Below are 25,787 nucleotides of genomic sequence, written 5' to 3' on the forward strand. Positions count from 1 at the left end.
CTTTAAATTTTATCTATTAATTGTTTGTTTTCTATCAGGACCTACAGAAACTATTTTTACAGGTACACCAGTTTCTTTTTCAATAAACGCGATGTAGTCTAATAAGTTTTGAGGTAATTCATCAGCAGAAGTCATTTTTGTTAAATCATCTTCCCAACCTTTGAATTCAGTATAGTTTACACTTACATTTTCTGGCTCAATATTATAAGGTAAGTGAGAAATTTCTTCTCCTTTATAGTTGTAAGAAGTACAAACTTTTAAAGTATCGAAACCAGATAATACATCACCTTTCATCATCATTAATTGTGTAACACCGTTTACATCAACCGCATATTTTAACGCAACTAAATCTAACCATCCACAACGACGAGCACGTCCTGTTGTAGCTCCAAATTCATGACCAACTTTAGCCATAGTAGCTCCGTCTTCGTCAAATAACTCTGTTGGGAAAGGTCCAGAACCTACACGAGTAGTGTATGCTTTAAAAATACCGAAAACTTCACCAATTCTATTAGGAGCAACTCCTAAACCAGTACAAGCACCAGCAGCAGTTGTGTTTGAAGAAGTAACGAACGGGTATGTTCCAAAATCGATATCTAATAATGATCCTTGAGCTCCTTCAGCTAAAATAGTTTTACCTTCTTTGATAGCGTTATTTAAAAACTCTTCAGAATCAATAAACTGTAATGTTTTTAATTTTTCAATTCCTCTAGAAAACTCAGCTTCTAACTCATCTAAATCATAATCGATTTGAACATCAAAGTATGCTAACATACTTAAATGTTTTTCAGTTAAAGCTCTATATTTTTCTTTCCAGTTGTCTAATTCTAAATCACCAACACGCATTCCGTTTCTACCAGTCTTGTCCATATAAGTAGGCCCAATTCCTTTTAAAGTAGATCCGATTTTTGCTTTTCCTTTTGAAGTTTCAGAAGCAGCGTCTAATAATCGATGTGTTGGTAAAATTAAATGTGCTTTACGAGAAATTAATAATTTAGAAGTATAATCAATGTTATGTTGATCTAAATTTTCTAATTCTTTTTTAAAGATAACAGGATCGATAACTACTCCGTTACCTACCACGTTTAAGGCTGTTTTATGAAAAATTCCTGAAGGAATTGTGTGTAATACATGCTTGTTTCCATCAAAAATTAGGGTATGACCTGCGTTAGGACCTCCTTGAAAACGAGCAATAATATCGTAGTTTTTTGTTAAAACGTCTACAATTTTACCTTTTCCTTCGTCTCCCCATTGTAAACCAAGTAATAAATCTACTGCCATTTAGTGTGTTGTTAAGTGTGTGTTTTATTTGTTGTTTCTTTTTGTTCCGTAGAAGTATAATGAGTGATTGTGAATATCAATATCAAAAACATCTTCAATTGTTTTTTTGATAATTTGAATTCGAGGATCGCAAAACTCTTTCACTTCACCACTGTCAGTAAGTATAACATGATCGTGGTTTTTATCGAAGTAACTCTTCTCATATCGAGCCATTGACTGCCCATCAAATTGGTGCTTACGTACCAAACCGCAGTCTAACAATAAATCCATCGTATTGTAAAGTGTAGCCCTACTAACACGATAGTTTTTGTTTTTCATTTTAATGTATAAAGATTCGATATCAAAATGCTCATCAGCATCGTAAATCTCTTGTAAAATAGCGTAACGTTCAGGTGTTTTACGGTGTTTATTCTCTTCTAAAAAAGAAGTGAATACTTTTTTTACAATTTCTTGATTTTCGGCTGAATTACTCATTTATTTTTAAATTTTACGAAAGGACAAATTTACGTTTATTTCTTGATAAAATACAAGGATGTTAAAAACGAAATTTACAAAGTATTAACACGCTCAACTTTTTGAACGCCTTCTACTTGTTTCATGTTATTAATTAATTTATCTAGTTGAGTCTTGTTTTTTACACTTAACGATAGCTTTCCATCAAATACACCATTGTCTCCAGAAATATTAATACTATGGATAAACACATCCATACTATTAGAAATTATTCTAGTAATGTTATTTACGATTCCTTTATTATCCATACCAGAAAGGTGTAAAATAGCTGTAAACTCTTGCTTGGTAGAATCAATCCATTTAGCAGGCATAATTCTGTAAGCATAGTTAGACTGTAACGAAATAGCATTAGGGCAATCATTTTTATGTACCTTAATTCCTTCATTAATAGTTACAAATCCAAAAACTTTATCACCAGGAATAGGAGAACAGCATTTAGCTAAAGTATAATCTAACGTTTGCTCTTCTTTACCAAAAACTAAAGCATCATATTTATTAGTAACTTCTTCTTTTTCTGATATTTCTTTTGAAGGAGAACGTCTAAAGGTATTCTTGATGAACCCCATAAGACGATTACTTCTTTGAGCAACAAACTCTTTAAGTTGTGTATTGTCTATAGCACCATTACCAACTCGATAAAATAAATCGAAGCTAGTTTTTAAGCCAAAATAACTGGCTAACTCATGAATAACTTTTTCATTTGAGTTGATTTTTAAATGACGTAGTTTTCGTTGTAAAACAGCTTTTCCTTCTTCTGCTATTTTCTTTTCTTCTGCTTTTAAAGCCGATTTAATTTTAGCACGTGCTCTAGCCGTAATAACAAAGTCTAACCAACGCACATTAGGTTTGTTGTTAGAGGCAGTAAGTACTTCCACCTGATCTCCACTTTTTAATTCGTGACTTAACGGCACTAGCTTTCCGTTTACTTTTGCTCCACGACACTTTAATCCAACATCGGTATGTACAGAAAAGGCAAAATCTAATGCTGAAGCTCCTTTAGGAAGTGATTTTAAATCTCCTTTTGGAGTAAATACATAGATTTCTTTGGCATAAAGGTTTAGTTTAAAATCTTCAACAAAATCTACAGCATCTAAACTCTGGTTTTCTAAACTCTCTTTTAAACGATTTAACCATCCTTCTAAGCCATTTTCTTTAACAGAACCTTGTTTGTATTTAAAATGAGCAGCATAACCTTTTTCAGCTATTTCATCCATTCTTTCTGAGCGAATTTGAACTTCTACCCATTTTGCTTGAGGGCCAATTACCGTTATGTGCAATGCCTCATATCCTGTTGATTTTGGTTGGGAAATCCAATCTCTTAACCTAGCAGGATTTGGCTTAAAAAAGTCAGTAACTATAGAATAAATTTTCCAAGCATCAAACTTTTCATCTTCAGAAGTAGGCTTATATATAATACGAATAGCAAACTTATCATACACTTCATCAAAAGTTACGTTTTGTTTACGCATTTTTCTACGAATAGAGAAAATAGATTTAAAACGACCTTTTATTTCATAAGCAAAACCTTCTTTATTTAAAGCTTCTTTTAAAACACTAGTAAAGCTATCAATATACTTTTGTTGGTCTTCTTTGCTTTCTTTTATTTTGTTAGCAATATCTCTATAAACATCAGGTTCTGTATATTTTAAACCAAGATCTTCAAGTTCAGTTTTAATATTATAAAGTCCCAAACGGTGTGCAAGAGGAGCATAAATATACAAGGTTTCAGAGGCTATTTTTACCTGCTTATGAGGAGGCATAGAATCCATAGTTTGCATATTGTGCAATCTATCAGCAATTTTAATAAGTATTACTCGAACATCATCATGCAATGTGAGTAACATTTTTCTGAAATTCTCTGCTTGTATAGAGTAATCTTGTTCTTGCTTTAGGTTTGAGATTTTAGTCAATCCACTGACAATACGAGCTATGTTTTCTCCAAACAAACGCTCCATATCATCTAAGGTATAGTGCGTATCTTCAACAACATCGTGTAGTAAGGCAGCAGCAATAGAAGTTGCCCCCAAACCTATTTCGTCTGCAACTATTTTAGCTACAGCTATAGGATGATAAATATAAGGTTCTCCTGATTTTCTACGTTGTTCAGAGTGTGCTTCTACAGAAATATCAAAAGCTTTACGTATCAGTTTTTTATCATCTTCAGATAATGTTTGATATGTACCTTTTAATAAATTTTTATACCTATTTGCTATCTCTTTGTTTTCTTCTTCTATCGTTGCATTATAACTCATATAATAAAACTCTTTTACTCATTAGGTTTATAATAAAAGTAGTACAAAGAATTATATTGGGCAAGTTTTGTAGGGAAATGTTTGTTGTAAACTTGTTACTTTTACAAGCAAGAAAAAAATACTAGAAAATAGAAAGAATTTAGAGTATATAAAAGATGAAAAAGTACGTATTAAATTTCCTGTTGTTATTTGTTGTTTTTCAAGTGTATAGCTTTCAGGAAGTTGTTGGTGAAGAAAATAAAGCCACAACTTTAATAGAAAAAGAGGTTCAGGAAGAAGAAGTAAAAACTCAAAAAACATATCCTGATAGTTTTATTCCTCCAAAATATATTCAAAAAGAAGTTTATTCGGTTAAAGAAGTTCCAAACCCAAAAAAGAATGGTGCTAATGGATTTATATCTGACCCCAATAACTATATAAATGAAATTGAAGAGCAACAATTAAATTTAAAGCTTTGGGAAATAGAACAAAATACAACAGCGCAAGTAGCTGTTGTTATTCTTAAAAGTATAGGAAAGGAAGTACCTAAAAATTTTACTGTTAAATTATTTGAAGAATGGGCAATAGGCGATAAAGAAGTCGGTAATGGATTACTTATTTTAACGGTAATAGATCAACGAAGAACAGAATTTGAGGTAGGGTATGGGTTAGAGCCTATTTTAACTGATATTGTTTGCCATAGAATAGGAACAGACGAGATTGTACCGTATTTTAAAGAAGGAGAATTTGGTAAAGGATTGCTATCTGCTGTTTCTAGAGTAGAAGAAATAATTAATAAACCTGATATTATTGATGAAATTTATGCTCAGAACATTAATTATTATAATGAAGAGGAAACTAATTTTTTTAAGAATCCGCTTTTTTTATACCTACTTTTTTATTCAATAGTTGGCTTATTTATAGGAGGTTGGTTTAGTATAAAAGCTAAATCAATAGATAAATCTAAGGAAGATCTTTATGATAAATATCAAGATATGAGTAAGCTAGGGTTAGGTTGTTTACTCTTTTTATTTCCATTACCACTTTATTTTATTAATAGATATGTAAAAGCTAAGCTTAAACGATATAGATTTTCTCCTCGTTTTAGTAAAAAGAACGGAAAGCAACTTTACTTAAAAGATGAATGGAGTGAAAACAGTTTTTTAGAGAAAGCACAAATTCTTGAAGAAAAAATTAAGTCAAAAGAATATGATGTCTGGGTTACAGAAGATGAAAGTGATATTTTGATTTTAGAGTATGAAGGTTCTAGTAGAAAGTATTCTAATTGTAAAAAATGTGGTTATAAAACCTATGGAAGAATTAGTACGAAAATTATACGTAAAGCAACTTACGACTCTAGTGGCGAAAAAAAGGAAGACTATTTATGTAAAAACTGTAACTATCAAGAAAGTAAAACAATAATAATTCCAAGATTAGAAAGAAGTAGTAGCTCTTCTAGTTCAGGAGGATCTTCATGGTCATCCTCATCGTCATCATCTTCAAGTTTTGGAGGAGGTAGTTCAGGCGGGGGCGGAGCAGGAGTAAGCTGGTAGATAAAAAAAATAAACATCTAGGCTTTTTCCTGTACATATATTTGTTGATATAGTATAACTTTGTATCATAATTCAGAATTCAGAGGAGACACAAAAAGAGCTAGTCCCCCCTGAAATATCATTTAATTATGGTATTTGAACCTCCGGTCTTTTAAAAAGTTCGGAGGTTTTTTTATTCTTCAGGCAACCTTTTTTCAAATCCAGTAGTCTTTATATTTGTAAGGCTATAAAAACGTACCTATTGATTTGAAAATTATTTCACTACATAATAAAGAAGCTTCGCTTATAAAACAAGCAAAGAAACAGAGTAGAGAAGCTCAACAATTAATATTTGAGCAGCACTCCCCAAAAATGTTAGGAGTTTGTAGGCAGTATGTTAAAGATTTACATCATGCAGAAGATTTAATGTTGCAAGGTTTTTTTAAAGTTTTTACCAATATTGAAAAATTTAAGGGAGATGGAAGCTTTGAAGGCTGGATTCGTAGAATTATGGTAAATACCTGTATAAGTTATTTGCGAAAAAAGAATCCTGTTCAAGTATCAGATGAAGACTTTGTTTTTAATGGTGCTGCAACAGAAAGTCTTGAAAACACATCTGTAGAAGATATACAAAAGTTAATAGATGAATTACCTGAAGGATATAAGTTAGTTTTTAATTTATATGCTATTGAAGGATATAAACATTCAGAGATTGCAGAAAAATTACAAATTTCTGAAAGTACCTCTAAGTCACAATTATTTAAAGCTCGTAAATGTTTACAAGCAAGTTACGAGAAAATTAATCAAGTAAGAAATGTCAAGCAATAATATAGACAAACATATAGCAGAAAAGCTAAAAAACAGAGAACTAAAACCATCTAATTCAGCATGGGAAAGATTAGAGGCTCGTTTAGATAATCAAGAGACAACAAAGAAAAGAAACTGGTTTTTATATGTAGGTTATGCAGCTAGTTTAGCTTTGTTAATAAGCTTTGTAGCTTTCTATTTTACAGGTTCAGATTCAAAAGAAACGATAGAAGAAGTTATAGTTGATATTCCAATTGATACATTAAAAATTAATAATAAAGGCATAGAAAAATTCCTTAGAAATACTGAGGAAGCTGTTGTGGAGGCAGCAGAAAATCAACAAGAAAAGCAATTGCTTAAAAAGAAGAAAAAGATTACTACAACTAAGAATTCTACCTTAAAAGAAAAAGATATAGTCTTTAAAAATATCCAAAATGAAGAACAACCAAAAGAAGAGGAGGTAGTAGCAAAGTTAGATAAGCCAATAGTAACAAAAAAGAAAGAGTTTAATTCAAGAGTTAGAGTGAATAGTGATGACTTACTATTTGCAGTAACACATAGTTCTGAAGAGGTTAAAGAGTACTATGCGAAAAATAAAGTAAAGAGAGAAGATGTGTTAAAAACTATTGAAGACGAGCTGAAAAAGTCAAACTTAAAAATAGACCCAAACATCATTTTAGCAGAAGTTGAAAGAACGATTGATGATGAAGAATTTAAAGGAGACTTTATGCAAAAATTAAAATCAAAAATATCAGACATTGCTGTAGCGATTGTAGATAGAAACAAATAAAGCGCATATTAATTATCGATAATTAACCATTCCAAATTATTATCAATTTAATTTAAAATTATTAAAATGAAAAGAATACTATTATTAGTGTTGTTTGTAACAACTATTGTCCAATCTCAAGAAAAAGTATTTGAAAAAGAAGTAAAGAAAATATCAATGAGTATTGATAGTATTACTAAGCAGCAAAAAGACTCTTTAAAGATTAAAGTAAAAGAGATTAATGCAAAATTAGAAAAGAATAAAATAACATTTGATGAAGCTGCTATATTAAAAAAAGAAGCAGCAGCCTACCATGCAGCTCAAATAGAGAAAAAAGTTAGTTTTCAGGAACAAAAACTACAACAACTTGTACAAGACAAAATTGAAGGTAAAATATTTAGCAATGAAGAAGAATCACGAGAGCAAACTTTTGAAATAGCAAAATTTAAGTTCAGACTAAACTTTTCTGACGATGAAGAAGATGAAGTTGAAAGAGAAAAGAAAAGAAGAAGAAAAAGAACTACAACACAATTTGTTTTTGCTATAGGAGCAAATAATACATTAACAAATAATAAACTAAGCTCTTTAAAGGAGTCAGATTATAAGTTTTGGCAATCGCACTTTTATGAGTTAGGTTTTACATGGAAAACACGGTTGTCAAAAGAACCATCAAAAGCATATTTTAAATACGGTTTTTCTTTTCTATGGAATAATTTAAGAGCTAAAAACAATCAATATCATACTGTAAATGGAAATGAAACAAATTTAAGTATTCACCCAGAACAACTTTCTGAAAGTAGATTACGACATGTACAAATGACCTTTCCAATGCATTTAGAGTTCGATTTTTCGAAAAACAAAAAATATTCTGATGGAGAAATTGTTGATAGAACGCATCAAAGCTTCCAAGTTGGAGTGGGTGGTTTCTTTGGATTCAAGTTAGGAACTCGTCAGTATTTAGAATATAAAAATACCCAAGGAGTTACAGTTGAAGAAGTTCAGAAGAATAACTTTAATATGAACAAATATAACTACGGATTAAGTGCTTATGTTGCTTACCAAGGAATTGGGTTATATGCTAAATATGATTTAAATCCATTGTTTAAAAATACAGATACAAGAAATATTTCATTGGGTCTTCGATTTGATATTAATTAGTAAACTACATTGAGGCTAGCTTTTGAGGATTATTTCCTTTTGACGGTGCCAATAAAAAAGGAGAAGTTTAAACTTCTCCTTTTTTATTTTCTTCCCATTCTTTACGCAAATGCATTGAAAGTTTTCCAGTACCATCATGTTTCCAACCAGGAGGTTTAAAAAAGTACAGAAACCTCTTCCCTAATGTGGTTTTACTAGTAAAAACATCATTGAACATATTATACCATTCAATAAAAGCCACTTTAATTGGGTTATACGTATTTATATTTTTAACTAAACCGTACACTGGTTTTTCTATTTCAGGTTCAAAAGTTCCAAAAAGTTTATCCCAAATAATAAAGATTCCTGCATGATTTCTATCCAGATACTGAGGGTTTGTAGCATGATGAACTCTATGATGACTAGGAGTATTAAAAACAGCTTCAAACCATTTAGGCATTTTATCAATAAGCTCAGTATGAATCCAGTATTGATATAACAAACTAATACTTATTTGAGTTACTATCATTAATGGATGAAAGCCTATAATAGCTAATGGTGCCCAAAATATGAAAGTATAAAAACTTCCTGACCAAGTTTGACGTAAAGCAGTACTTAAATTGTATTTAGTTGAAGAATGATGTACCACATGACTGGCCCAAAAGAGCCTACTTTCATGTGCAATTCGATGGTTCCAGTAGTATGCAAAGTCTTCAGCAAACAATAAAATAAACCAAGCCCACCAAGTAAACGGAATAGTAAATAGGCGATATTGATAAAGAAATAAAAACACTCCAAATATTAATCCTTTGGTAAATAGTCCTATAAAAACATTACCTAATCCCATAGTTATGGATGTAGCAGCATCTTTAAATTCATAATCCTCTAGTTTAACTTTAACAGTTAGTACTACCTCTATAATAACAGTTAAGATAAAAAAAGGAATAGCATAATGAATTAAATTAGGAATTTCAGGGATTTGCATAAAAAAGAGTGTTTAGTTACAAACTTACACAAAATCATTAAATTATTTAAGTCGTAGAGTTTGTTTATGGATTAAAAAGCAGTATATTTGCAGGCTTAAAAATAAATTTTAAATAATTTAATTATGAATCATTACGAAACTGTTTTCATTTTGAATCCCGTTTTATCTGAAACTCAGATAAAGGAAGCAGTAAAGAAGTTTGAGGACTATTTACTTTCTAAAGGTGCAGAAATGATTTCTAAAGAAGATTGGGGCTTAAAAAAATTAGCTTATCCAATCGAAAAGAAAAAAAGTGGATTTTACCACTTATTTGAGTACAAAGTAGCAGGTGATGCAATTGCTCCGTTTGAATTAGAGTTTAGACGTGACGATAGCGTTATGCGTTATTTAACTGTAAAGTTAGATAAGCATGCTGCAGCTTGGGCTGAAAAGAGAAGAAACCGTGTTAAATCTGCAAAAAAGTAAGAAATGGCATCTATAGAACAACAAGCAAAAGGAAACAAGCAAGGAGAAGTACGTTACTTAACTCCGCTTGATATCGAAACTAAAAAGGAAGCTAAATACTGTCGTTTCAAGAAAAACGGTATTAAATACATCGATTACAAAGATGCAGACTTCTTAATGTATTTAGTAAACGAACAAGGTAAAATTTTACCAAGACGTTTAACAGGAACATCATTAAAATATCAACGTAAAGTGGCTCAAGCTATCAAAAGAGCTCGTCACTTAGCTTTAATGCCTTACGTTGGAGATATGTTAAAATAATAAAGAAGTAGAAACATGGAATTGATATTAAAACAAGACGTAGAAAACTTAGGTTTTAAAGACGATGTTGTAACTGTTAAGAATGGTTACGGACGTAATTACCTAATACCTCAAGGATATGCAATTTTAGCTACTTCTTCAGCTAAAAAAGTATTAGCAGAAAACTTAAAGCAACGTGCTTATAAAGAAGCTAAATTAATAGAAGATGCTAACAAAATAGCTGAAACTGTTAAAGGTTATGAAATCAAAATAGCTTCTAAAGTAGGTTCAGGAGATAAATTATTTGGATCAGTAAACAACATTGATGTTGCTGCAGCTTTAGCTAAAGCAGGTACTGAAGTAGATAAGAAATTTATCAAAGTTACTGGAGGTAACGTAAAAAGATTAGGAAAATACAATGCTGCTGTACGTTTACACAGAGCTGTTGTAGTAGACATCGTATTTGAAGTAGTTGCTGAATAGTAACTAAATTGTTAAATACATGTTAATAAAGTATAAATCCGCTCGGTCGAGCGGATTTTTTTTATGCTTAAATTTGGGATGTAACATAAACAAAATCAGAACTATTATGAAGAAATTAATAATTTTTTCTTTTGTTTTTTTGAGTTTATCCATTTATTCCCAGGTAACCACATCAAAAATAAAAGGAACTGTAACAGACAATCAGGGTGAACCATTGTTTGGTGCTAACATTGTTGTTTTACATGAGCCGACAGGTACTATATCAGGAGCTGTAGCCCAAGACAATGGAAGATACACCATACCTAACTTAAGGGTAGGAGGTCCTTATAAAGTAACATTTAGTTATATAGGGTTTAAATCACAAGAAGTAACAAACGTTTTTTTAACTTTAGGTAAAACAACAAATATTGATGGTACTTTATCTGAGGATGGAGAACAATTAGAAGAAATTGTTATATCAACAACAAGAAGTAAAGTTTTTAATAATGATAGAACAGGAGCACAAACAAGTGTTAGTGCAGTTCAATTAAAAACCTTGCCAACTATTTCACGTTCGGCTGCAGATTTTACCCGTTTAGAACCAACTGCGAGTGGAAATTCATTTGGAGGAAGAAACGATCAGTTCAATAACTTTTCATTAGACGGATCTATTTTTAATAACCCTTTTGGTTTAGATTCACCAACACCAGGAGGTCAAACAGGTTCACAGCCAATTTCGTTAGATGCAATTGAACAAATTTCAGTTTCAACAGCGCCGTATGATGTAACTTTATCAGGATTTACAGGAGCTTCTGTAAATGCTGTAACCAAAAGTGGTACTAACGAATTTACAGGTACAGTTTATGGATTTTACAGAAATCAGGATATGACTGGCGGTAAAATCAAAGGTCAAAAAGTTGTAAAACCTAAGTTGAGTCAAAATCAATATGGTATAAGTTTAGGAGGTCCTTTAATTAAAGATAAATTATTTTTCTTCGCAAATTTTGAAAAAGATGATAGAGAAGACTTAGGTACTGCTGGTTGGATACCGAATAAAGGTAGCGGAGCTGTTAATGAATCTAGAGTTTTGGAATCGGATATGATAGCTGTTCGTGATGCTTTAGCTGCTTTAGGATATGATACGGGAGCTTATGAAGGTTTTACTTATGGTTCTGAATCTACTAAAGGAATTTTTAAATTAGATTGGAATATAAATGATAAAAATAGATTAGCATTAATTTATAACTTCTTAAGAGCTTCAAAAGAAACTCCTGCACACCCGACAGCTTTGGGAATTAGAGGTCCAAGTTTTTCTACGTTACAGTTTGAAAATTCAGGATATGAAATTAATAACAACTTAAATTCTTTCCAATTAGAATTAAACTCTAACTTATCAGAAACAACAACTAATAAACTGCAAATAGGTTATACACATTTTGATGATTTTAGAAATCCGTTATCTGCACCAGCACCAGTAATTACCATACAAGATGGTAATGGTAGTAATTATATTATAGCTGGTCATGAACCATTTTCTATCAATAACAAGTTAGATCAACGAGTTTTTCAGTTGACAAACAACATGAACTTTTATAAAGGAGATCATACATTTACTGTTGGTTTTTCATTTGAACAATTTGAATTTGAGAATTCATTCAACTTAACAAATTACGAGTCCTTTAATTTCGGAATTTTCCCATACTACGGATTGTTTAGTCCGTACCCAGATGTTGCAACTTTTTTATCTGCAGCACAACCTGGTGGGGTGGTAGAACAATATTTAGCAGCTACTCAAAATGCTTACAATTCATTTAATGCAAATGGAGATGGAAATGATGGAGGTTGGAAATTATCTGAACTAAATGTAGGTCAATTAGCATTTTATGTACAAGATGAATGGGAAATGAATGATAAGTTTAAATTAACTTACGGAGTTCGTTTTGATAAACCATTGTATTTCAATACTTCTAGTTTAATTCAGAAATTTATTGATACTGATAATGGAGCAACGAGAGATAATTCAGTATTGTATTACAACCCTAATACGGGTGAAGAACAGCAATTACTTTCAACCAAAATGCCTACTAATCAATGGTTAATTTCACCAAGAGTAGGTTTTAACTGGGATGTAAAAGGAAATAATACAATGCAACTTCGTGGTGGTTCAGGTGTGTTTACAGGACGCTTACCTTTCGTGTGGATTGGAAACCAAGTAAGTGGAGCTGACGATGGTTTTTTCCAATTAGTTGATCCTGACTTTAAATTCCCACAAGTTTGGAGAACAAATTTAGGATTAGATTGGAAATTTGAAAATGGAATTATAGCGACCACAGATATTTCTTATACAAAAGATATTAATGGGGCACATGTACAAAACTGGGGGCTTAGAGAACCTAGTGCTACTTTAAATACACCATTTGATACTAGAGAAATATATGAAGGAAGCGATAAAGGTAACAATGCTTATGTATTCACAAACTCTGATAAAGGTCGAGTTTGGAATGCTTCTTTAAAACTTCAAAAAACTTTTGAAAATGGATTGTATACAAGTGTAGCTTATAATTACTTAAATGCAAAAGATGTAAACTCTATTGAGGCAGAAATTACAGGTGATGCTTTTGCTTTTAATCCTGTAGTAGGAAATGCAAATAATGATGTATTATCATATTCTAAATATGGAGATACACATAGAATTATAGGAATTCTTTCTAAAAAGTTTACGTATGGTGGAGATAAGTTTGCTACGACTATTTCAACGTTCTTTGAGTATGCTCAAGGAGGAAGGTTTAATTATACTTATGGAGGAGACATTAATAATGATGGTTCTGCTGTAAATGATTTATTGTATGTTCCAACAAGTTCAGAACTCAATCAAATGCAATTTAGTGATCCTACTCAAGCATCTGCATTTGAAAGCTATATACAGCAAGATGAATACTTAAGTGAAAGAAGAGGGCAGTATGTTGAGCGTTATGGGGCTTTAGCACCATGGAGAGGTAAATGGGATTTAAAAATATTACAAGATTTTAATTTTAATGTATCTGCTGAAAAACAAAATACTATACAATTAAGTCTTGATATTTTAAATGTAGGTAATTTAATTAACTCAGATTGGGGAGTAATACAACAACCTAATAATTTACAGCCTTTAGGAGTTAGTTTAGACGCAAGTAACACACCTACATATACATTTACTCCTAATTCTACAAAAACATTTGGTTTTGATTCTAGTTTACTTTCTCGTTGGCAAATGCAAATAGGTTTACGTTATATATTTTAAAAAAAAGACAGCTTTAAAACTTATAAAACCACTCATTTTTTGGGTGTTTTTTTTGCTTATTAGTTAAAAATTTTATAATAAAGGGTGCTTTTCCTGTTAAATTTTTGAAATAAATAAGTGATATTTGTAGATGTAAATAAAGATAGGGGACTTTAATTACAACGTTTTAAAATATAGTCTTTGAGGGGTTGATTATATTTTAAAAAAACTCTGACCTTAGTAAAGGTCAGAGTTTTTAAGTGTAGGACTATAAAGTAACACTTTCTTGATTCCTAAGAAGATCTTCCATAGTTTCCCTTTTTCTAATCAAGTAATCTTTTCCTTTGTAAATCATAACTTCAGCGGGTCTGAACCTTGAATTATAATTTGAAGCCATAGAAAAACAATACGCCCCTGCGTTATGGAAACACAATATATCATCTTCAGATATTTCGCTTATTCTTCTATTAGAACCAAAGGTGTCATTTTCACAGATATACCCAACAATACTATAAAAACGTTCTCTTCCTTTTGGGTTAGATAGATTTTCTATGTAATGATAAGAGTTGTAAAACATAGGACGTATTAAGTGGTTTAAACCACTATCAATACCAGCAAAAACAGTAGAAGTTGTTTGTTTAATAACATTTACTTTTGCTAAAAAATACCCAGCTTCACTCACTAAAAATTTTCCAGGTTCAAACATTAACGTAACTTCCTTACCGTAGTTTTTACAAAACTCATTAAATCGTGTAGATAACTTTTTACCTAACTCATTTATATCTGTTGAAATATCATCTTTTTTGTAGGGAACTTTAAATCCACTACCAAAATCAATGAAGTCAATATCTTTGAATTGTCTTGCTGTGTCAAATAAAATTTCTGTAGCTCTTAAAAAAGTATCAATATCTAAAATATCAGAACCAGTATGCATATGTATTCCGTTAATATGCATTCCTGTATTTTCAACAACTCTTTTTATATGAGGTACTTGATGAATTGAAATTCCAAACTTAGAATCGATATGACCTACAGATATTTTGCTATTTCCACCAGCCATTACATGCGGATTAATACGAATACAAACAGGAATTTTAGGGTGTTTTTGTCCGAATAACTCTAAAATGGATAAGTTATCAATATTAATTTGAACCCCTAATTTAGCTACTTCTTCTATTTCTTGTAGAGAAACTCCATTAGGTGTATATATAATTTCATGAGGCTCAAAACCTGCTAATAAGCCAAGTTTAACTTCTTGAATAGAAACTGTATCTAAACCACTGTTAAGCTTGTTGAAAACCTTTAGAATATTAATGTTTGATAACGCTTTAACAGCATAATTAATCTTTACGTTTTTTACTTTAGAAAAAGCAGATGTTATCTTTTTATACTGAGAAATAATTTTTTCAGTGTCGTAAACATACAAAGGTGACTGATACTTATCAGCTAGCTTTAAAAGGTCTTGTCTATTCATTTACTTTAATATTTATCGGCAAAAGTATAGAGGTGACTGATTACAAAAAATAAAATGAAAGAAATTTACAAAATTGTGTTTTTTTGTAAAATTAGGGGTTTTACGTCTAGGCAAAAGGGAATTTTCCTATAATATAATCCTTTAAAAAGAATCATATTTGCGATGAAATAAAATTAAGGGGATTTATTTCAAACAGAATGATATTTTTTTAAGGGGTAAAAATATCATAAAAAAACTCTAGCGGAAGCTAGAGTTTTTGATTTTATATATGTTGTATGTAAAATTAATTAAACTTTACAGCTACTTTTTGTGCAATTCCAACAATTACTTCACTAGCTTTAACAATGCTTTCAGCAGGAACATATTCGTAACGTCCATGAAAGTTGTGACCACCAGCAAAAATATTAGGGCATGGTAACCCTTTGTATGATAATTGAGAACCGTCAGTACCACCACGTATAGGTTTAATTAACGGAGTAATTCCCATATCTTTCATTACCTCTTCAGCAATATCAACAATGTGCATTACAGGAGTAACTTTTTCTTTCATGTTAAAATATTGATCTTTAATTTCAACAGAAACTAGTTTTTGTCCACGTTTAGCATTCAAAACTTCAGCTAAATCTAACATAGCTTTTTTACGATTGTTGAATTGATCCATATCATGATCTCTAATAATATAACTCAACGTAGTTTGTTCAACTTTACCTTCCATATGATGTAAGTGGAAGAAACCTTCATAACCAGTTGTTCTTTCAGGAACTTCATCTTCAGGTAAAGCATTGATAAACTCACTAGCAATAAGCATTGAATTAATCATTTTACCTTTTGCATATCCTGGGTGTACAATTTTACCTTGAATAGTAACTGTAGCACCAGCAGCATTAAAGTTTTCGTATTCTAACTCACCAATTTGACTTCCATCCATGGTATAAGCCCATTCAGCTCCAAATTTCTCTACATCAAACATGTGAGCTCCTTTACCAACTTCTTCATCAGGAGTAAAGCAAATACGGATTTTACCATGTTTAATTTCTGGGTTTTGGATTAAATATTCCATTGCAGAAACAATTTCAGTAACACCAGCCTTATCATCAGCACCTAATAAAGTAGTACCGTCAGTAGTAATTATAGTTTGACCTTTATATTGTAATAAATCTTCAAAATAATCAGGAGATAAAACGATGTTCTCTTCTTTGTTTAATAAGATGTCTTTTCCGTCGTAATTCTCATGAATTTGAGGCTTTACATTAGCTCCAGTAAAGTCTGGACTAGTATCAATGTGAGCAACAAAACCAATAGTTGGTACTTCATAATCTAAATTACTAGGTAACGTTGCCATTAAATAGCAATTTTCATCTAATTCAACATCTTCCATTCCTATTTCCTTAAGTTCTTTTTCAAGAACTTTAGCTAAATTCCATTGTTTTTCAGTACTAGGAAATGCTGGGTTATTAGGATCACTTTCAGTATCAATAGTTACATACTTTACAAATCGGTCGATTATATGTTGTTTGTTCATCGTAGTATTTTTAAAGCATCAAAAATAGCCATTTCAAATGTATTTTGTCAATTGAAACAAGATGAAATTTTTAGGAACCTTTCTTTTTAAAATAAGCAATTAACAAATCAACAACATAACTATACGATTGAATCCCTTTAGATTGATTATTGGCTTTAAGATAAGAGTTATACCCTTTCTTGAAATAAGGTTCTATAGGGTTTTTAAACTGTTTCCAGTGTAAGTAAGTAGCTTTATAATCTTTATAAATACCTTTGTTTACCGTTTTAACTATTTCTTTACCTAATTCTTTATCTCTTTTATAAACTTGGCCTATGCAATAGTTATAAGCCATACGGTAGCCAGAATACTTAAAATATAAATCTTTATTAGCTATTGAAGCTAAAAAACTCACAAAATTAGCATCATTCTCAGCTGCCCAACCAATTTGATGTGCCATTTCATGGCAGGTCGTTGCTGGATAACCAGTTTTAGGGATCATGTTGTTTACTTGAGCTTCTCCTGTTATTGGATTTAAATATCCTGAAGTTCCATTATAAGACTGAAATAAACTAACTAAAGAACTTTTAACAGAGGAAGTTTGATAAGCCAGTTGAGGGTATATTTTTGAGAGTTCTTGGAATCCGGTTGGAGCTAACTTATAAATTTCTTTTTGAGAATATGGAACTATTACAGAAACTGAATCATTTTTTGTTATTTGTAAATGAATTTTGTTTAGTTCTGTTACAATATGTTTAGTGGTTGAAATTAACTCATCAGTTGTATAGGTAGATTGTTTTAGTCCAAGATTCTTAGCCAAAGGCTGTCTAAAATAATTTAATCCCCAAAAAGCATAAAAACAAAAATAAATAATAGATAGAATTGCAATAAATTTTACTAACTTAGGAAGGAAGTTTTGAAACCTTTTTTTAATTAAATAATAGATAGATTTTAATAAAATGTAAAGCAAACCAAAACCAATTATATCCCCAACAGAAAAAGGAACCCAACCTAAAATAGTTCGAAAGAATTGAGAAATGTAAGGATAAATTCCGTTACTATAATAAAACTCAATCCACTGTGGTTTTTGGCTAATAAAAAGCACAAAAATTACTTGAACAGGTAAAAATAAAGCAACAAAAAAATATTTTTTTAGGTTATGCATGCCTCCAAAAATAAGAAAGTTGTAACGTTATCAACAAGTTAATAACAGTTTATTTACAAAAAATGTGCATAAAGAAAATTGAGCATAGTCTCTAAAAATATCATCTTAAAAATTTACTTTTGCTGTTATGGAAAGAACCCAATCTCTCAAAGGAACAAAAATAGATAAAGCTAGAATTATAAGCTTAGAAAAAGGAAAGTTACCACCGCAGGCTTTAGAGTTAGAAGAGGCTGTTCTGGGTGCTATGATGATTGATAAAAAAGGGATTGATGAAGTAATTGATATCTTACATCCAGATGCTTTTTATGATAAAAGGCATCAAGAAATTTATGCAGCTATTTATGAGCTTTTCCAAAACTCAGAGCCAATTGATTTACTTTCTGTATCAAATCAATTAAAGAAAAATGGAAAACTAGATTTAGCAGGAGGAGATTTTTACTTAATTGGGTTAACTCAAAAAGTAGCCTCATCTGCTCATATTGAATTTCACTCTAGAATTATCCTAGAAAAGTTTATTCAACGTAAACTAATTACCATTTCTTCAGAAATTATTGAAAATGCATATGATGAAACTGTTGATGTTTTTGATTTGTTAGATGATGCCGAAGGAAAATTATTTGAAGTAACACAAGGAAACCTTAAAAAAGGAGCCGAAAGAGCCGATTCGTTAGTACAACAATCGATTAATAAAATTCAAGAAATATCAACCAAAGAGGGGATGAGTGGTTTGGCAACAGGATTTACCAAACTAGATGCATTAACCTCAGGTTGGCAACCTACCGATTTAATCATTATTGCAGCACGTCCCGGTATGGGTAAAACCGCTTTCGTAATATCGATGGCTAAAAATATGGCAATTGATTTTGGACACCCAGTAGCATTATTCTCACTAGAGATGTCATCGGTACAGTTAATTACCCGTATGATTTCTTCGGAAACAGGATTAACTTCTGAAAAATTACGTAAAGGAAACTTGGAACCACACGAATGGGAGCAATTAAACGTGAAGGTGAAAAAACTTTCTGATGCACCTATTTTTATTGATGATACACCTGCACTATCTATTTTCGATTTACGTGCAAAAGCACGTCGTTTAGTGTCACAACACGGAGTTAAAATATTAATTATTGATTACTTACAGTTAATGACAGCCGGAGGGGCAGGAGGTAACCGTGAACAAGAAATTTCGACGATTTCGCGTAACTTAAAAGCACTAGGTAAAGAATTAAATGTACCTGTAATTGCACTTTCTCAGTTATCACGTGCGGTTGAAACCCGTGGAGGAAGTAAACGTCCGTTACTATCCGATCTTCGTGAATCTGGAGCGATTGAGCAGGATGCCGATATTGTATCGTTTATTTATCGTCCTGAATACTATGGAATGACAGAATGGGATGATGATGATCACTCACCATGTGAAGGACAAGGAGAGTTTATTGTAGCAAAACACCGTAATGGTGGATTGGATAATATCCGTTTAAAGTTTACAGGACACTTGGCTAAATTCTCAGATTTAGAAGAAGGATTTAGCAGTGAATTCCAATCGAGTATGAACTCAGGGTTTAACGATGAAGTAGCGTCTAGTAATTTTGCTTCACCAGAAGATGCTTTTGGACCGAGTGACGATGATGTTCCGTTTTAATCTTTAAATAAAACTTAAAATATTATAGAATACACAATTGCTTAGAAGTAATTGTGTATTTTAGTTTAAAAATAGTAGGTTATGAGAAAGATTTTGTTTTTAGTGTTAGTGTTATTGTCAAGTTATTTATACTCTTGTGATTGTGGTATTGAAACAGTGGTGAATAAATTTGCTTATTCTGCTTTTGTCGCAAAGGGAAAAATAATTAAGAATTATAAAAATTCAAGAGGAGAAAATGTTTATAAAGCAGATATTAAAATAGATAAATTGTATAAAGGGGAGAAGGTTGAGTCAGTTTTTGTTTATGGTAGAAGTGATGAGAAGATGGGAACCTCATGTGATATTTTCATACCTGTGGAAACAGAGTTAATTTTTTATGCTCATAAAGATAAATCCGGTAGACTTATAATTGGAATGTGTTCTGGGCTACTTTATTTAAATAAGAAACCTTCAAGAGAAAAAGAAAAGGAAATAAGAGAATTAAAGATGCTTAAGTCTTTATCTAAGCTAAATGATAAAGATGTAAATAAAGTAAAATTATATCCCTCCAAAATAGGTAGTTTATTGGATGATTTAAAAGGTTCTGATTCAAAAAAGAAATATGGAATTTATAAGTTGATTTTTTCCAAAAAATTAAGGTTAAAAAGAATAAAAGTTGTTGATGGTTTCACAGATAAGAATATAGATGAAAAAATAAAAAGGATTTTTAAAAATGTTAAATGGGAGCTTCTTAGAGATAGAGATTCAATAAAACTAAAAAATAATTACACTTATTTTTTAGATATTTATCATTATCCTAAAGAAAAAAATAATAAAAGTTTTTATACTATATTTAATTTATAAATGAAACAATTTCTTTACATACTAACATTTTTACTTTTTTCTAACTCGCTATGGGCATCATTTATTTATGTACCTATGAGTAACGAAAATCAAAAAAATCATTTAAAAGCCTATGGTATTGTGTACTATGCTTTAGAAAATGGATTAAAGGCAAAATGGTTGTTAAATTATGATGGAGGTGCTTTTTTAATTGAAAATAATGAAGCAGTAGAAAAAGAATGCAAAATACGAGGTGTATCCTATCAAATCATTTCTGATGCTAAGTCAGCATTAATTTTAGAAGAAATTTCATCACCATCTAAAAACCAAGAAGCAGTAACTTTAGAAAAAGCCCCTAAAATAGCGGTGTATTCACCGAAAGATAAAATGCCGTGGGATGATGCAGTAACTATGGTACTGACATATGCTGAAATTCCGTTTGATGTAATCTATGATGAAGAAGTACTAAATGATAAACTATTGTTGTATGAATGGCTACACTTACATCATGAGGACTTTACAGGTCAGTATGGGCGTTTTTATGGAGCTTTTAGAACAGCACCTTGGTACATTCAACAAAAAAAAGATGCAGAAGCCTTAGCTAAGAAACTAGGATACAGTAAAGTATCAGAAGAAAAAGGAGACGTAGCTAAAAAAATCCGTGATTATGTTGTGGGTGGTGGGTTTATGTTTGCGATGTGTTCTGCAACTGATAGTTTTGATATTGCGCTGGCTGCAGATGGTGTAGATATTTGTGAAGGAATGTTTGATGGTGATGCTTCAGAACCTAATTACCAATCAAAAATAAACTTTAATAAAACCTTTGCCTTCAAAGATTTTGAATTGATTCGTAACCCTACTACTTATGAGTTTTCTTCAATAGATATGACTCGTAAACGAAGAATAAGAAAAGAAGTAGACTACTTTGTATTAAAAGAATTTTCTGCAAAATGGGATCAAGTTCCAACAATGCTTACCCAAAACCACACGATGTTAGTAAAAGGTTTCATGGGGCAAACAACATCTTTTGATCCTAATACCATAAAATCTACCATCATTGTTTTAGGTGAAAACAAAACTAATAAAGAAGGACGTTATATTCATGGAACTAAAGGTAAGGGAATGTTTACCTTTTATGGTGGCCATGACCCTGAAGATTATCAGCATAGGGTAGGAGACCCTAAAACAGAATTAGATTTACACCCAACTTCACCAGGATATCGTTTAATATTGAATAATGTACTGTTTCCTGCAGCTAAAAAGAAAAAACAAAAAACTTAAATAATTGTAAATTAGTTATTTATGTTTGTTTTTTGTTAACTCCTATACCTTTTTAATAATCCTTAATATATTAATAACCTACGTTTAAGGTTTTTGTAAAGAAACTAGCTTTTTATTTATATAACTTAGTAAGAGTAAAACCAAAATTCATTTTGTAATGTGTTGAATGTTTTATGATTAGCGCGCAATTTCATATTTCATTCTTTAGTTTAATGGTTTGATCATCTGTTGAATAGTTTTGGTTTTTAGGCGTACACCGAAAAGCCTAAAAAGAGTAGGTAACACTAACTTAAAACTAAATTATTATGGCAACAAATCTAGCAAAGCCATCTAATGGTGCCTTGACTAAAGAGGTAGGAGAAGCAAATATGATATCTCCAACTAACGGAATGTACAACACGCTTTGTCAATCATTAAACTTAAGTGATAAAAGTTTTCAAATGATACAAGGGGTATTACCAGTACAAAATTTAGCTCAAGAACTATATAATTACTTTGATGGCATTCCCCCTAAATCTGTAGGCGTGTTGTATGAAGGAAACCCCTTAAATAACTTAAGTGGTAATTACGCTACTATGCTAAGTAAAACAGAAGATACTAATACGTTCTTGTACAAAATAGCTATGAGTAATTATACAAACTCTAACAATTGGATTGGAGGTAATATGGGGACAAACCCTATTTACACACCTAGCTTAGAGGAGTTAAAGACATTAGTTGATGTAAAAGGATCTACTGCAGATATTCATTTTGATTCATCAACATCAAATGATAATATTGAAAATTCTTGGGCACAGAGTAATGGTTCTTCAGGAGTAGGTTTCTGGGGAAAGAAATCTAATAGTGTATCAAAATCGTTGAATGAAAAAGCTTCAGCAAGCAGAATAACTGTTGACATGCATTTTCATAAATATGCTTTCTTACCTGTTAGAGCTGGTGGATGGTTTTTCTCAGGCTATTTTACAGATATGTATAAAAACCCAGATCAATTTCAATCAAAAGAAGACTGGAATAATTTATTTGGACCATCTGGTACCTTACAAAGAGTAAACAACCAAGCTTTACTTGTATCAGGTTATACAATAGAGGTAAAATCATGGGCAACTTATAGTCAATCTGACTACGAAGAAATTCAAAAAAGTACAGAAACTAATGTATGGCCATTCTATACGTCTGGATCTTCATCAAAAGCTACTTCAAGCTATAAATTTAATGATGATAAATCAATTTCTGTAAGAATTACATCTGAAAAAGGAAATTTACAAATTCTTGGTATGGGAGTAATTCCAACAGATAGAGCAGTAACAGGTGGTAGTGACAATCACATTTTAAAAGCACCTTCAAGATTAATTTAATCTTTATTGGTAAAAGAGCACATGGAAACATGTGCTCTACTTTATCTTTTTTAAATTGAATAATTAACTTAAAACTAAAGGCATGAAGTCCCCCGAGAGCCTCAATTATTTAGTATTAAATGAACTAGCAGGATTGTTTAACGCGCAACTATGTGATTTTACATTTTATGCAACTTTACCAGATTTACCCAAAACAGAAACTGATTTTGTAAAACTTCTTGATTCAGTTCCTATAGGAAACGAGTTTTTTGATAGTACAGTGCCCTTAAACTATTTTAGTGAGGTTTATGGAGAAATTCTGAAGGCGCAGATAAATCAACCTTTATCTATTGAAATAGGTTTGAATAATTATAATAATACTGAAAATTGGATAGTTCCCTATACCGTTCCAAAATATACGCCAACTCTTAATACAGTTAAAGAAGCCATAGAAAATTCAAGTAAATCACATTTGATAGTTAAATCAAATCAGTATCCAATAAGAATCCCTGTTTATCCGGAATTTCCAGTTTTAGTAGTATCTAATCCTTTGACGGAGTTTAATAAACAAGTGGAAAAAGCGATTATTACAACCACTATAACCTTTAATCAGGCTTCAAGTCAAAGGATTTTATTTGGTAATTGGTTTTCATCAGCAGCTTTTTTGTATGCATATCAAACTCCAAGTAATTGGGATGATTCGGTAATTTCATGGGAAACTGTTTTTAATGAAGAAACAGGAATTTTAAAGTATATTAATTCATATATAACAGCGGTTTCTGACATGACCATAGAAATACATATCTCTGGTAATTATAATAGAGAAACTATTACTATGTTAGAATCAGTACCTGAGCAAGTTATTTTTCCTTTTTATCAAAAAATTAATAACTCTAGTATTAGTTATAGATTGGAAGAAGATAAAAGTATCACTATACGATTAGTGGTACCGAAAAATCAAAATTATGTTTTTGGAATGCAATATATAAGCGTTAAGCACTTACTTACATAGACATCAATAGTATGCAGTAACCTTTTTAATTAGTTTCTGTTTTTTCTAACTCTTTAATAAAATAAGAAGGTTTTATACCAGTGAATTTATAAAAAGCTTTTGAAAAAGACTCTGCATTTTTAAATCCGACTTCTTGTGCAATAGCTTTTACAGTATACTTTCTCCATAAAGTATCATTTTTAAGTTTTTCAACCGCATATTCTATCCTAAGTTGATTGACATAATTAGAAAAAGAAGTGTTTTTATATTGATTGATTACTTTTGACAAGTAGCTTGTATTGGTATCTAACCGATCAGCCAATAATTGTAAGTTGATTTTAGAGTTTAAAAAATCTGCATTTTTTTCAAAAGCTTCAAGTCCATTAATAATAAGATTAATAGTTTCGTTAGAAAGTTCATGTTTATTAATGGTTTGTTGTGGTATAGTCTCTGATTCTTTTTTATCTAGAGTTTTGTTTTGATTTGCTAATGCTATAAAACGTTTTTTTAAAGTTTTTTTTTCTTCTGACTTGGTATCCTACTAAAACAAATGATAATGTTAATAAAGAAATATATACTACTTTATTTCTCTTAGACTCATTAATTTCCTTTTCTAATTCTTTTATTACTTGCTTTTTTTCTGATAATAAGTTAGGAATGTCGTATTCCTCAGTGAGCGTTTCCTTTATTTTATTTTCTTCATTTAATTTAAAATCCTTTATTTTCAATAACTTATTTATGTATAATAATTGTTTCTTTAAGTTTTTATTATTCTTACTATGGTTGATTAAATATTTATAAGTGTCTTCTAAATATTTACTAGGAATCTCTCTTACATTAAACAAAGAGTCTGCTTTTAGATGATATTTTAAGGCATTCTTTTTATTTTTTAAGTAGTTATATTGAACACCTATTTTAACATAGGCCCTGATTAAAATTCTGTAATTCTCGTCACTAATGATATAAGGTATAGATTTTTTATATGAAATAATTGATTCATTATAATTTTTCCTTCTATTTTCTATACTGCCTAATACATAAAAAGAATACCCTAAACTCAAACTATCATTTATTTTTTCATACAAGCTTACTGCTTCATTATTATAAAAAAATGCAGAATCAATTTTATTAAGTTTTTTGTAAGCGGAAGCTATATTTAAAGGGAGAGTAGAGAAATCTTGATGACTTAAGTACTTTTTTTGTTTAGCGAATAAGTAAGCTTTTTTATAAAGATCTATTGCATTTTCAACTTCTCCAACTGAGCTTTTAATCATAGCGAGCTGGATAAATAGTAAATGTTTTAGACTATCATTTTTTCTTAAAGTTTGCTTGCTTAGTGTTAACTCTTCTAAAGCTTTACTATTTATTCCTTCGTTAAAATAAAATATTGATTTATGATAATATATTGCAGAAGGGAAATTTTTTGAAGGATGCTTTTTGGTAATATTAATCAAAGAATCACAAAAACGTATATAAATGTTTTTATCATTTAAAATATCAGCTAAAAAAAACTTTCCATGCAACATGTTCATGGTGTCATTTTCAATAATAGCTTTATTATAAATAGCTTTAGCATATATAGCCGCTTTTGAGGTATTATGCTTGTTTTCATAAAATGAATCAACTAGTTCTTGAAATTTTTTTTGAGATAAAGTATCTTTCTTTATTTGGACTTTAGAGAAAATGTCTAAACTAAATCCCATAATAAGAAATAAAAAAAATGTTTTTTTCATAACAGTATAATCAACTTGAACTCAAAAGTACCAAAAAAACTTGACTTTATTTTGTTTGTAATATTTTGAAAGTAAGCTTTTTATATTTAGTTTCAACTCGTTTTTTATAAAATCCGTGTATAAC

22 protein-coding genes are annotated in these 25,787 nt (G+C 30.7%); 13 read left to right on the top strand and 9 right to left on the bottom strand.

From position 1 onward, the window contains the following. Nucleotides 1-9: 9 nt before the first annotated feature. From VBY68_RS02485 to VBY68_RS02495, 3 genes are all read right to left on the bottom strand, one after another. The gene (locus VBY68_RS02485) at nt 10-1,281 is read right to left on the bottom strand and encodes an adenylosuccinate synthase (protein ID WP_121146769.1); all 1,272 of its coding nucleotides are present in this window, start codon (nt 1,279-1,281) and stop codon (nt 10-12) included. Nucleotides 1,282-1,305: 24 nt separating this feature from the next. Then, the gene (locus VBY68_RS02490) at nt 1,306-1,755 is read right to left on the bottom strand and encodes a Fur family transcriptional regulator (protein WP_099214482.1); all 450 of its coding nucleotides are present in this window, start codon (nt 1,753-1,755) and stop codon (nt 1,306-1,308) included. Nucleotides 1,756-1,829: 74 nt separating this feature from the next. After that, nucleotides 1,830-4,046: a RelA/SpoT family protein gene (locus VBY68_RS02495; protein WP_099214481.1), complete on the bottom strand. Its 2,217-nt coding sequence runs from the start codon at nt 4,044-4,046 to the stop codon at nt 1,830-1,832. A 155-nt stretch (nt 4,047-4,201) separates the two neighbouring features. Between VBY68_RS02495 and VBY68_RS02500 the strand changes: the two genes are divergently transcribed. From VBY68_RS02500 to VBY68_RS02515, 4 genes are all read left to right on the top strand, one after another. After that, the gene (locus tag VBY68_RS02500; protein WP_415268773.1) at nt 4,202-5,578 is read left to right on the top strand and encodes a TPM domain-containing protein; all 1,377 of its coding nucleotides are present in this window, start codon (nt 4,202-4,204) and stop codon (nt 5,576-5,578) included. 246 nt (nt 5,579-5,824) lie between these two features. After that, nucleotides 5,825-6,385 carry an RNA polymerase sigma factor gene (locus VBY68_RS02505; RefSeq protein WP_099214479.1) on the top strand — a complete coding sequence of 187 codons (561 nt, stop codon included), beginning with the start codon at nt 5,825-5,827 and terminating at the stop codon, nt 6,383-6,385. Beyond that, the gene (locus VBY68_RS02510) at nt 6,372-7,154 is read left to right on the top strand and encodes a hypothetical protein (protein WP_415268774.1); all 783 of its coding nucleotides are present in this window, start codon (nt 6,372-6,374) and stop codon (nt 7,152-7,154) included. The genes VBY68_RS02505 and VBY68_RS02510 overlap by 14 nt, the downstream gene beginning before the upstream one ends. Nucleotides 7,155-7,220: 66 nt before the next feature. After that, a complete protein-coding gene (locus VBY68_RS02515) occupies nt 7,221-8,291 on the top strand; it encodes a hypothetical protein (protein WP_415268775.1) in 1,071 nt (356 codons plus the stop codon). Between the two features lie 67 nt (nt 8,292-8,358). Here VBY68_RS02515 and VBY68_RS02520 read toward each other — a convergent pair whose 3' ends face one another. Then, nucleotides 8,359-9,255: a sterol desaturase family protein gene (locus VBY68_RS02520; protein ID WP_415268776.1), complete on the bottom strand. Its 897-nt coding sequence runs from the start codon at nt 9,253-9,255 to the stop codon at nt 8,359-8,361. A 123-nt stretch (nt 9,256-9,378) separates the two neighbouring features. Between VBY68_RS02520 and rpsF the strand changes: the two genes are divergently transcribed. The 4 genes from rpsF to VBY68_RS02540 all read left to right on the top strand — a co-directional run bounded on the left by rpsF (nt 9,379) and on the right by VBY68_RS02540 (nt 13,741). Continuing rightward, nucleotides 9,379-9,720: a 30S ribosomal protein S6 gene (rpsF, locus tag VBY68_RS02525; RefSeq protein ID WP_099214475.1), complete on the top strand. Its 342-nt coding sequence runs from the start codon at nt 9,379-9,381 to the stop codon at nt 9,718-9,720. Between the two features lie 3 nt (nt 9,721-9,723). Next, on the top strand, nt 9,724-10,020 hold the full coding sequence (gene rpsR, locus VBY68_RS02530) for a 30S ribosomal protein S18 (protein WP_028892048.1): 297 nt from the start codon (nt 9,724-9,726) through the stop codon (nt 10,018-10,020). Nucleotides 10,021-10,035: 15 nt separating this feature from the next. Further along, entirely contained in the window at nt 10,036-10,482 is a 447-nt protein-coding gene (gene rplI, locus VBY68_RS02535) for a 50S ribosomal protein L9 (protein WP_099214474.1), read from the top strand. Between the two features lie 106 nt (nt 10,483-10,588). Then, entirely contained in the window at nt 10,589-13,741 is a 3,153-nt protein-coding gene (locus VBY68_RS02540) for a TonB-dependent receptor (protein WP_415268777.1), read from the top strand. Between the two features lie 247 nt (nt 13,742-13,988). On the opposite strand, the gene lysA is transcribed toward VBY68_RS02540, so the two are convergent. From lysA to VBY68_RS02555, 3 genes are all read right to left on the bottom strand, one after another. Next, nucleotides 13,989-15,194: a diaminopimelate decarboxylase gene (gene lysA, locus VBY68_RS02545; protein WP_099214472.1), complete on the bottom strand. Its 1,206-nt coding sequence runs from the start codon at nt 15,192-15,194 to the stop codon at nt 13,989-13,991. 283 nt (nt 15,195-15,477) lie between these two features. After that, complete coding sequence (gene pepT / locus VBY68_RS02550; RefSeq protein WP_273694367.1) at nt 15,478-16,716, bottom strand: peptidase T; 1,239 nt, start codon at nt 16,714-16,716, stop codon at nt 15,478-15,480. A gap of 70 nt (nt 16,717-16,786) precedes the next feature. Continuing rightward, on the bottom strand, nt 16,787-17,860 hold the full coding sequence (locus tag VBY68_RS02555) for a DUF3810 domain-containing protein (RefSeq protein ID WP_415268778.1): 1,074 nt from the start codon (nt 17,858-17,860) through the stop codon (nt 16,787-16,789). A 127-nt stretch (nt 17,861-17,987) separates the two neighbouring features. Here VBY68_RS02555 and dnaB point away from each other — a divergent pair, with 127 nt between their 5' ends. The 5 genes from dnaB (at nt 17,988) to VBY68_RS02580 (ending at nt 23,951) form a co-directional block, all read left to right on the top strand. After that, complete coding sequence (dnaB, locus tag VBY68_RS02560) at nt 17,988-19,502, top strand: replicative DNA helicase (protein WP_047788883.1); 1,515 nt, start codon at nt 17,988-17,990, stop codon at nt 19,500-19,502. A gap of 81 nt (nt 19,503-19,583) precedes the next feature. After that, nucleotides 19,584-20,345 carry a hypothetical protein gene (locus tag VBY68_RS02565; protein WP_415268779.1) on the top strand — a complete coding sequence of 254 codons (762 nt, stop codon included), beginning with the start codon at nt 19,584-19,586 and terminating at the stop codon, nt 20,343-20,345. Then, complete coding sequence (locus VBY68_RS02570) at nt 20,346-21,605, top strand: asparagine synthetase B (RefSeq protein ID WP_415268780.1); 1,260 nt, start codon at nt 20,346-20,348, stop codon at nt 21,603-21,605. Between the two features lie 305 nt (nt 21,606-21,910). Continuing rightward, complete coding sequence (locus tag VBY68_RS02575) at nt 21,911-22,960, top strand: hypothetical protein (protein ID WP_099214468.1); 1,050 nt, start codon at nt 21,911-21,913, stop codon at nt 22,958-22,960. Between the two features lie 82 nt (nt 22,961-23,042). Next, the gene (locus tag VBY68_RS02580; RefSeq protein ID WP_415268781.1) at nt 23,043-23,951 is read left to right on the top strand and encodes a hypothetical protein; all 909 of its coding nucleotides are present in this window, start codon (nt 23,043-23,045) and stop codon (nt 23,949-23,951) included. A 25-nt stretch (nt 23,952-23,976) separates the two neighbouring features. On the opposite strand, the gene VBY68_RS02585 is transcribed toward VBY68_RS02580, so the two are convergent. After that, on the bottom strand, nt 23,977-24,252 hold the full coding sequence (locus tag VBY68_RS02585; RefSeq protein ID WP_415268782.1) for a helix-turn-helix domain-containing protein: 276 nt from the start codon (nt 24,250-24,252) through the stop codon (nt 23,977-23,979). A 139-nt stretch (nt 24,253-24,391) separates the two neighbouring features. After that, entirely contained in the window at nt 24,392-25,663 is a 1,272-nt protein-coding gene (locus tag VBY68_RS02590) for a hypothetical protein (protein ID WP_415268783.1), read from the bottom strand. Nucleotides 25,664-25,787: the final 124 nt, after the last annotated feature.

It is taken from the genome of Tenacibaculum ascidiaceicola (genome assembly GCF_047470925.1).
In the GTDB taxonomy this organism is placed as follows: Bacteria; Bacteroidota; Bacteroidia; order Flavobacteriales; family Flavobacteriaceae; genus Polaribacter; species Polaribacter discolor.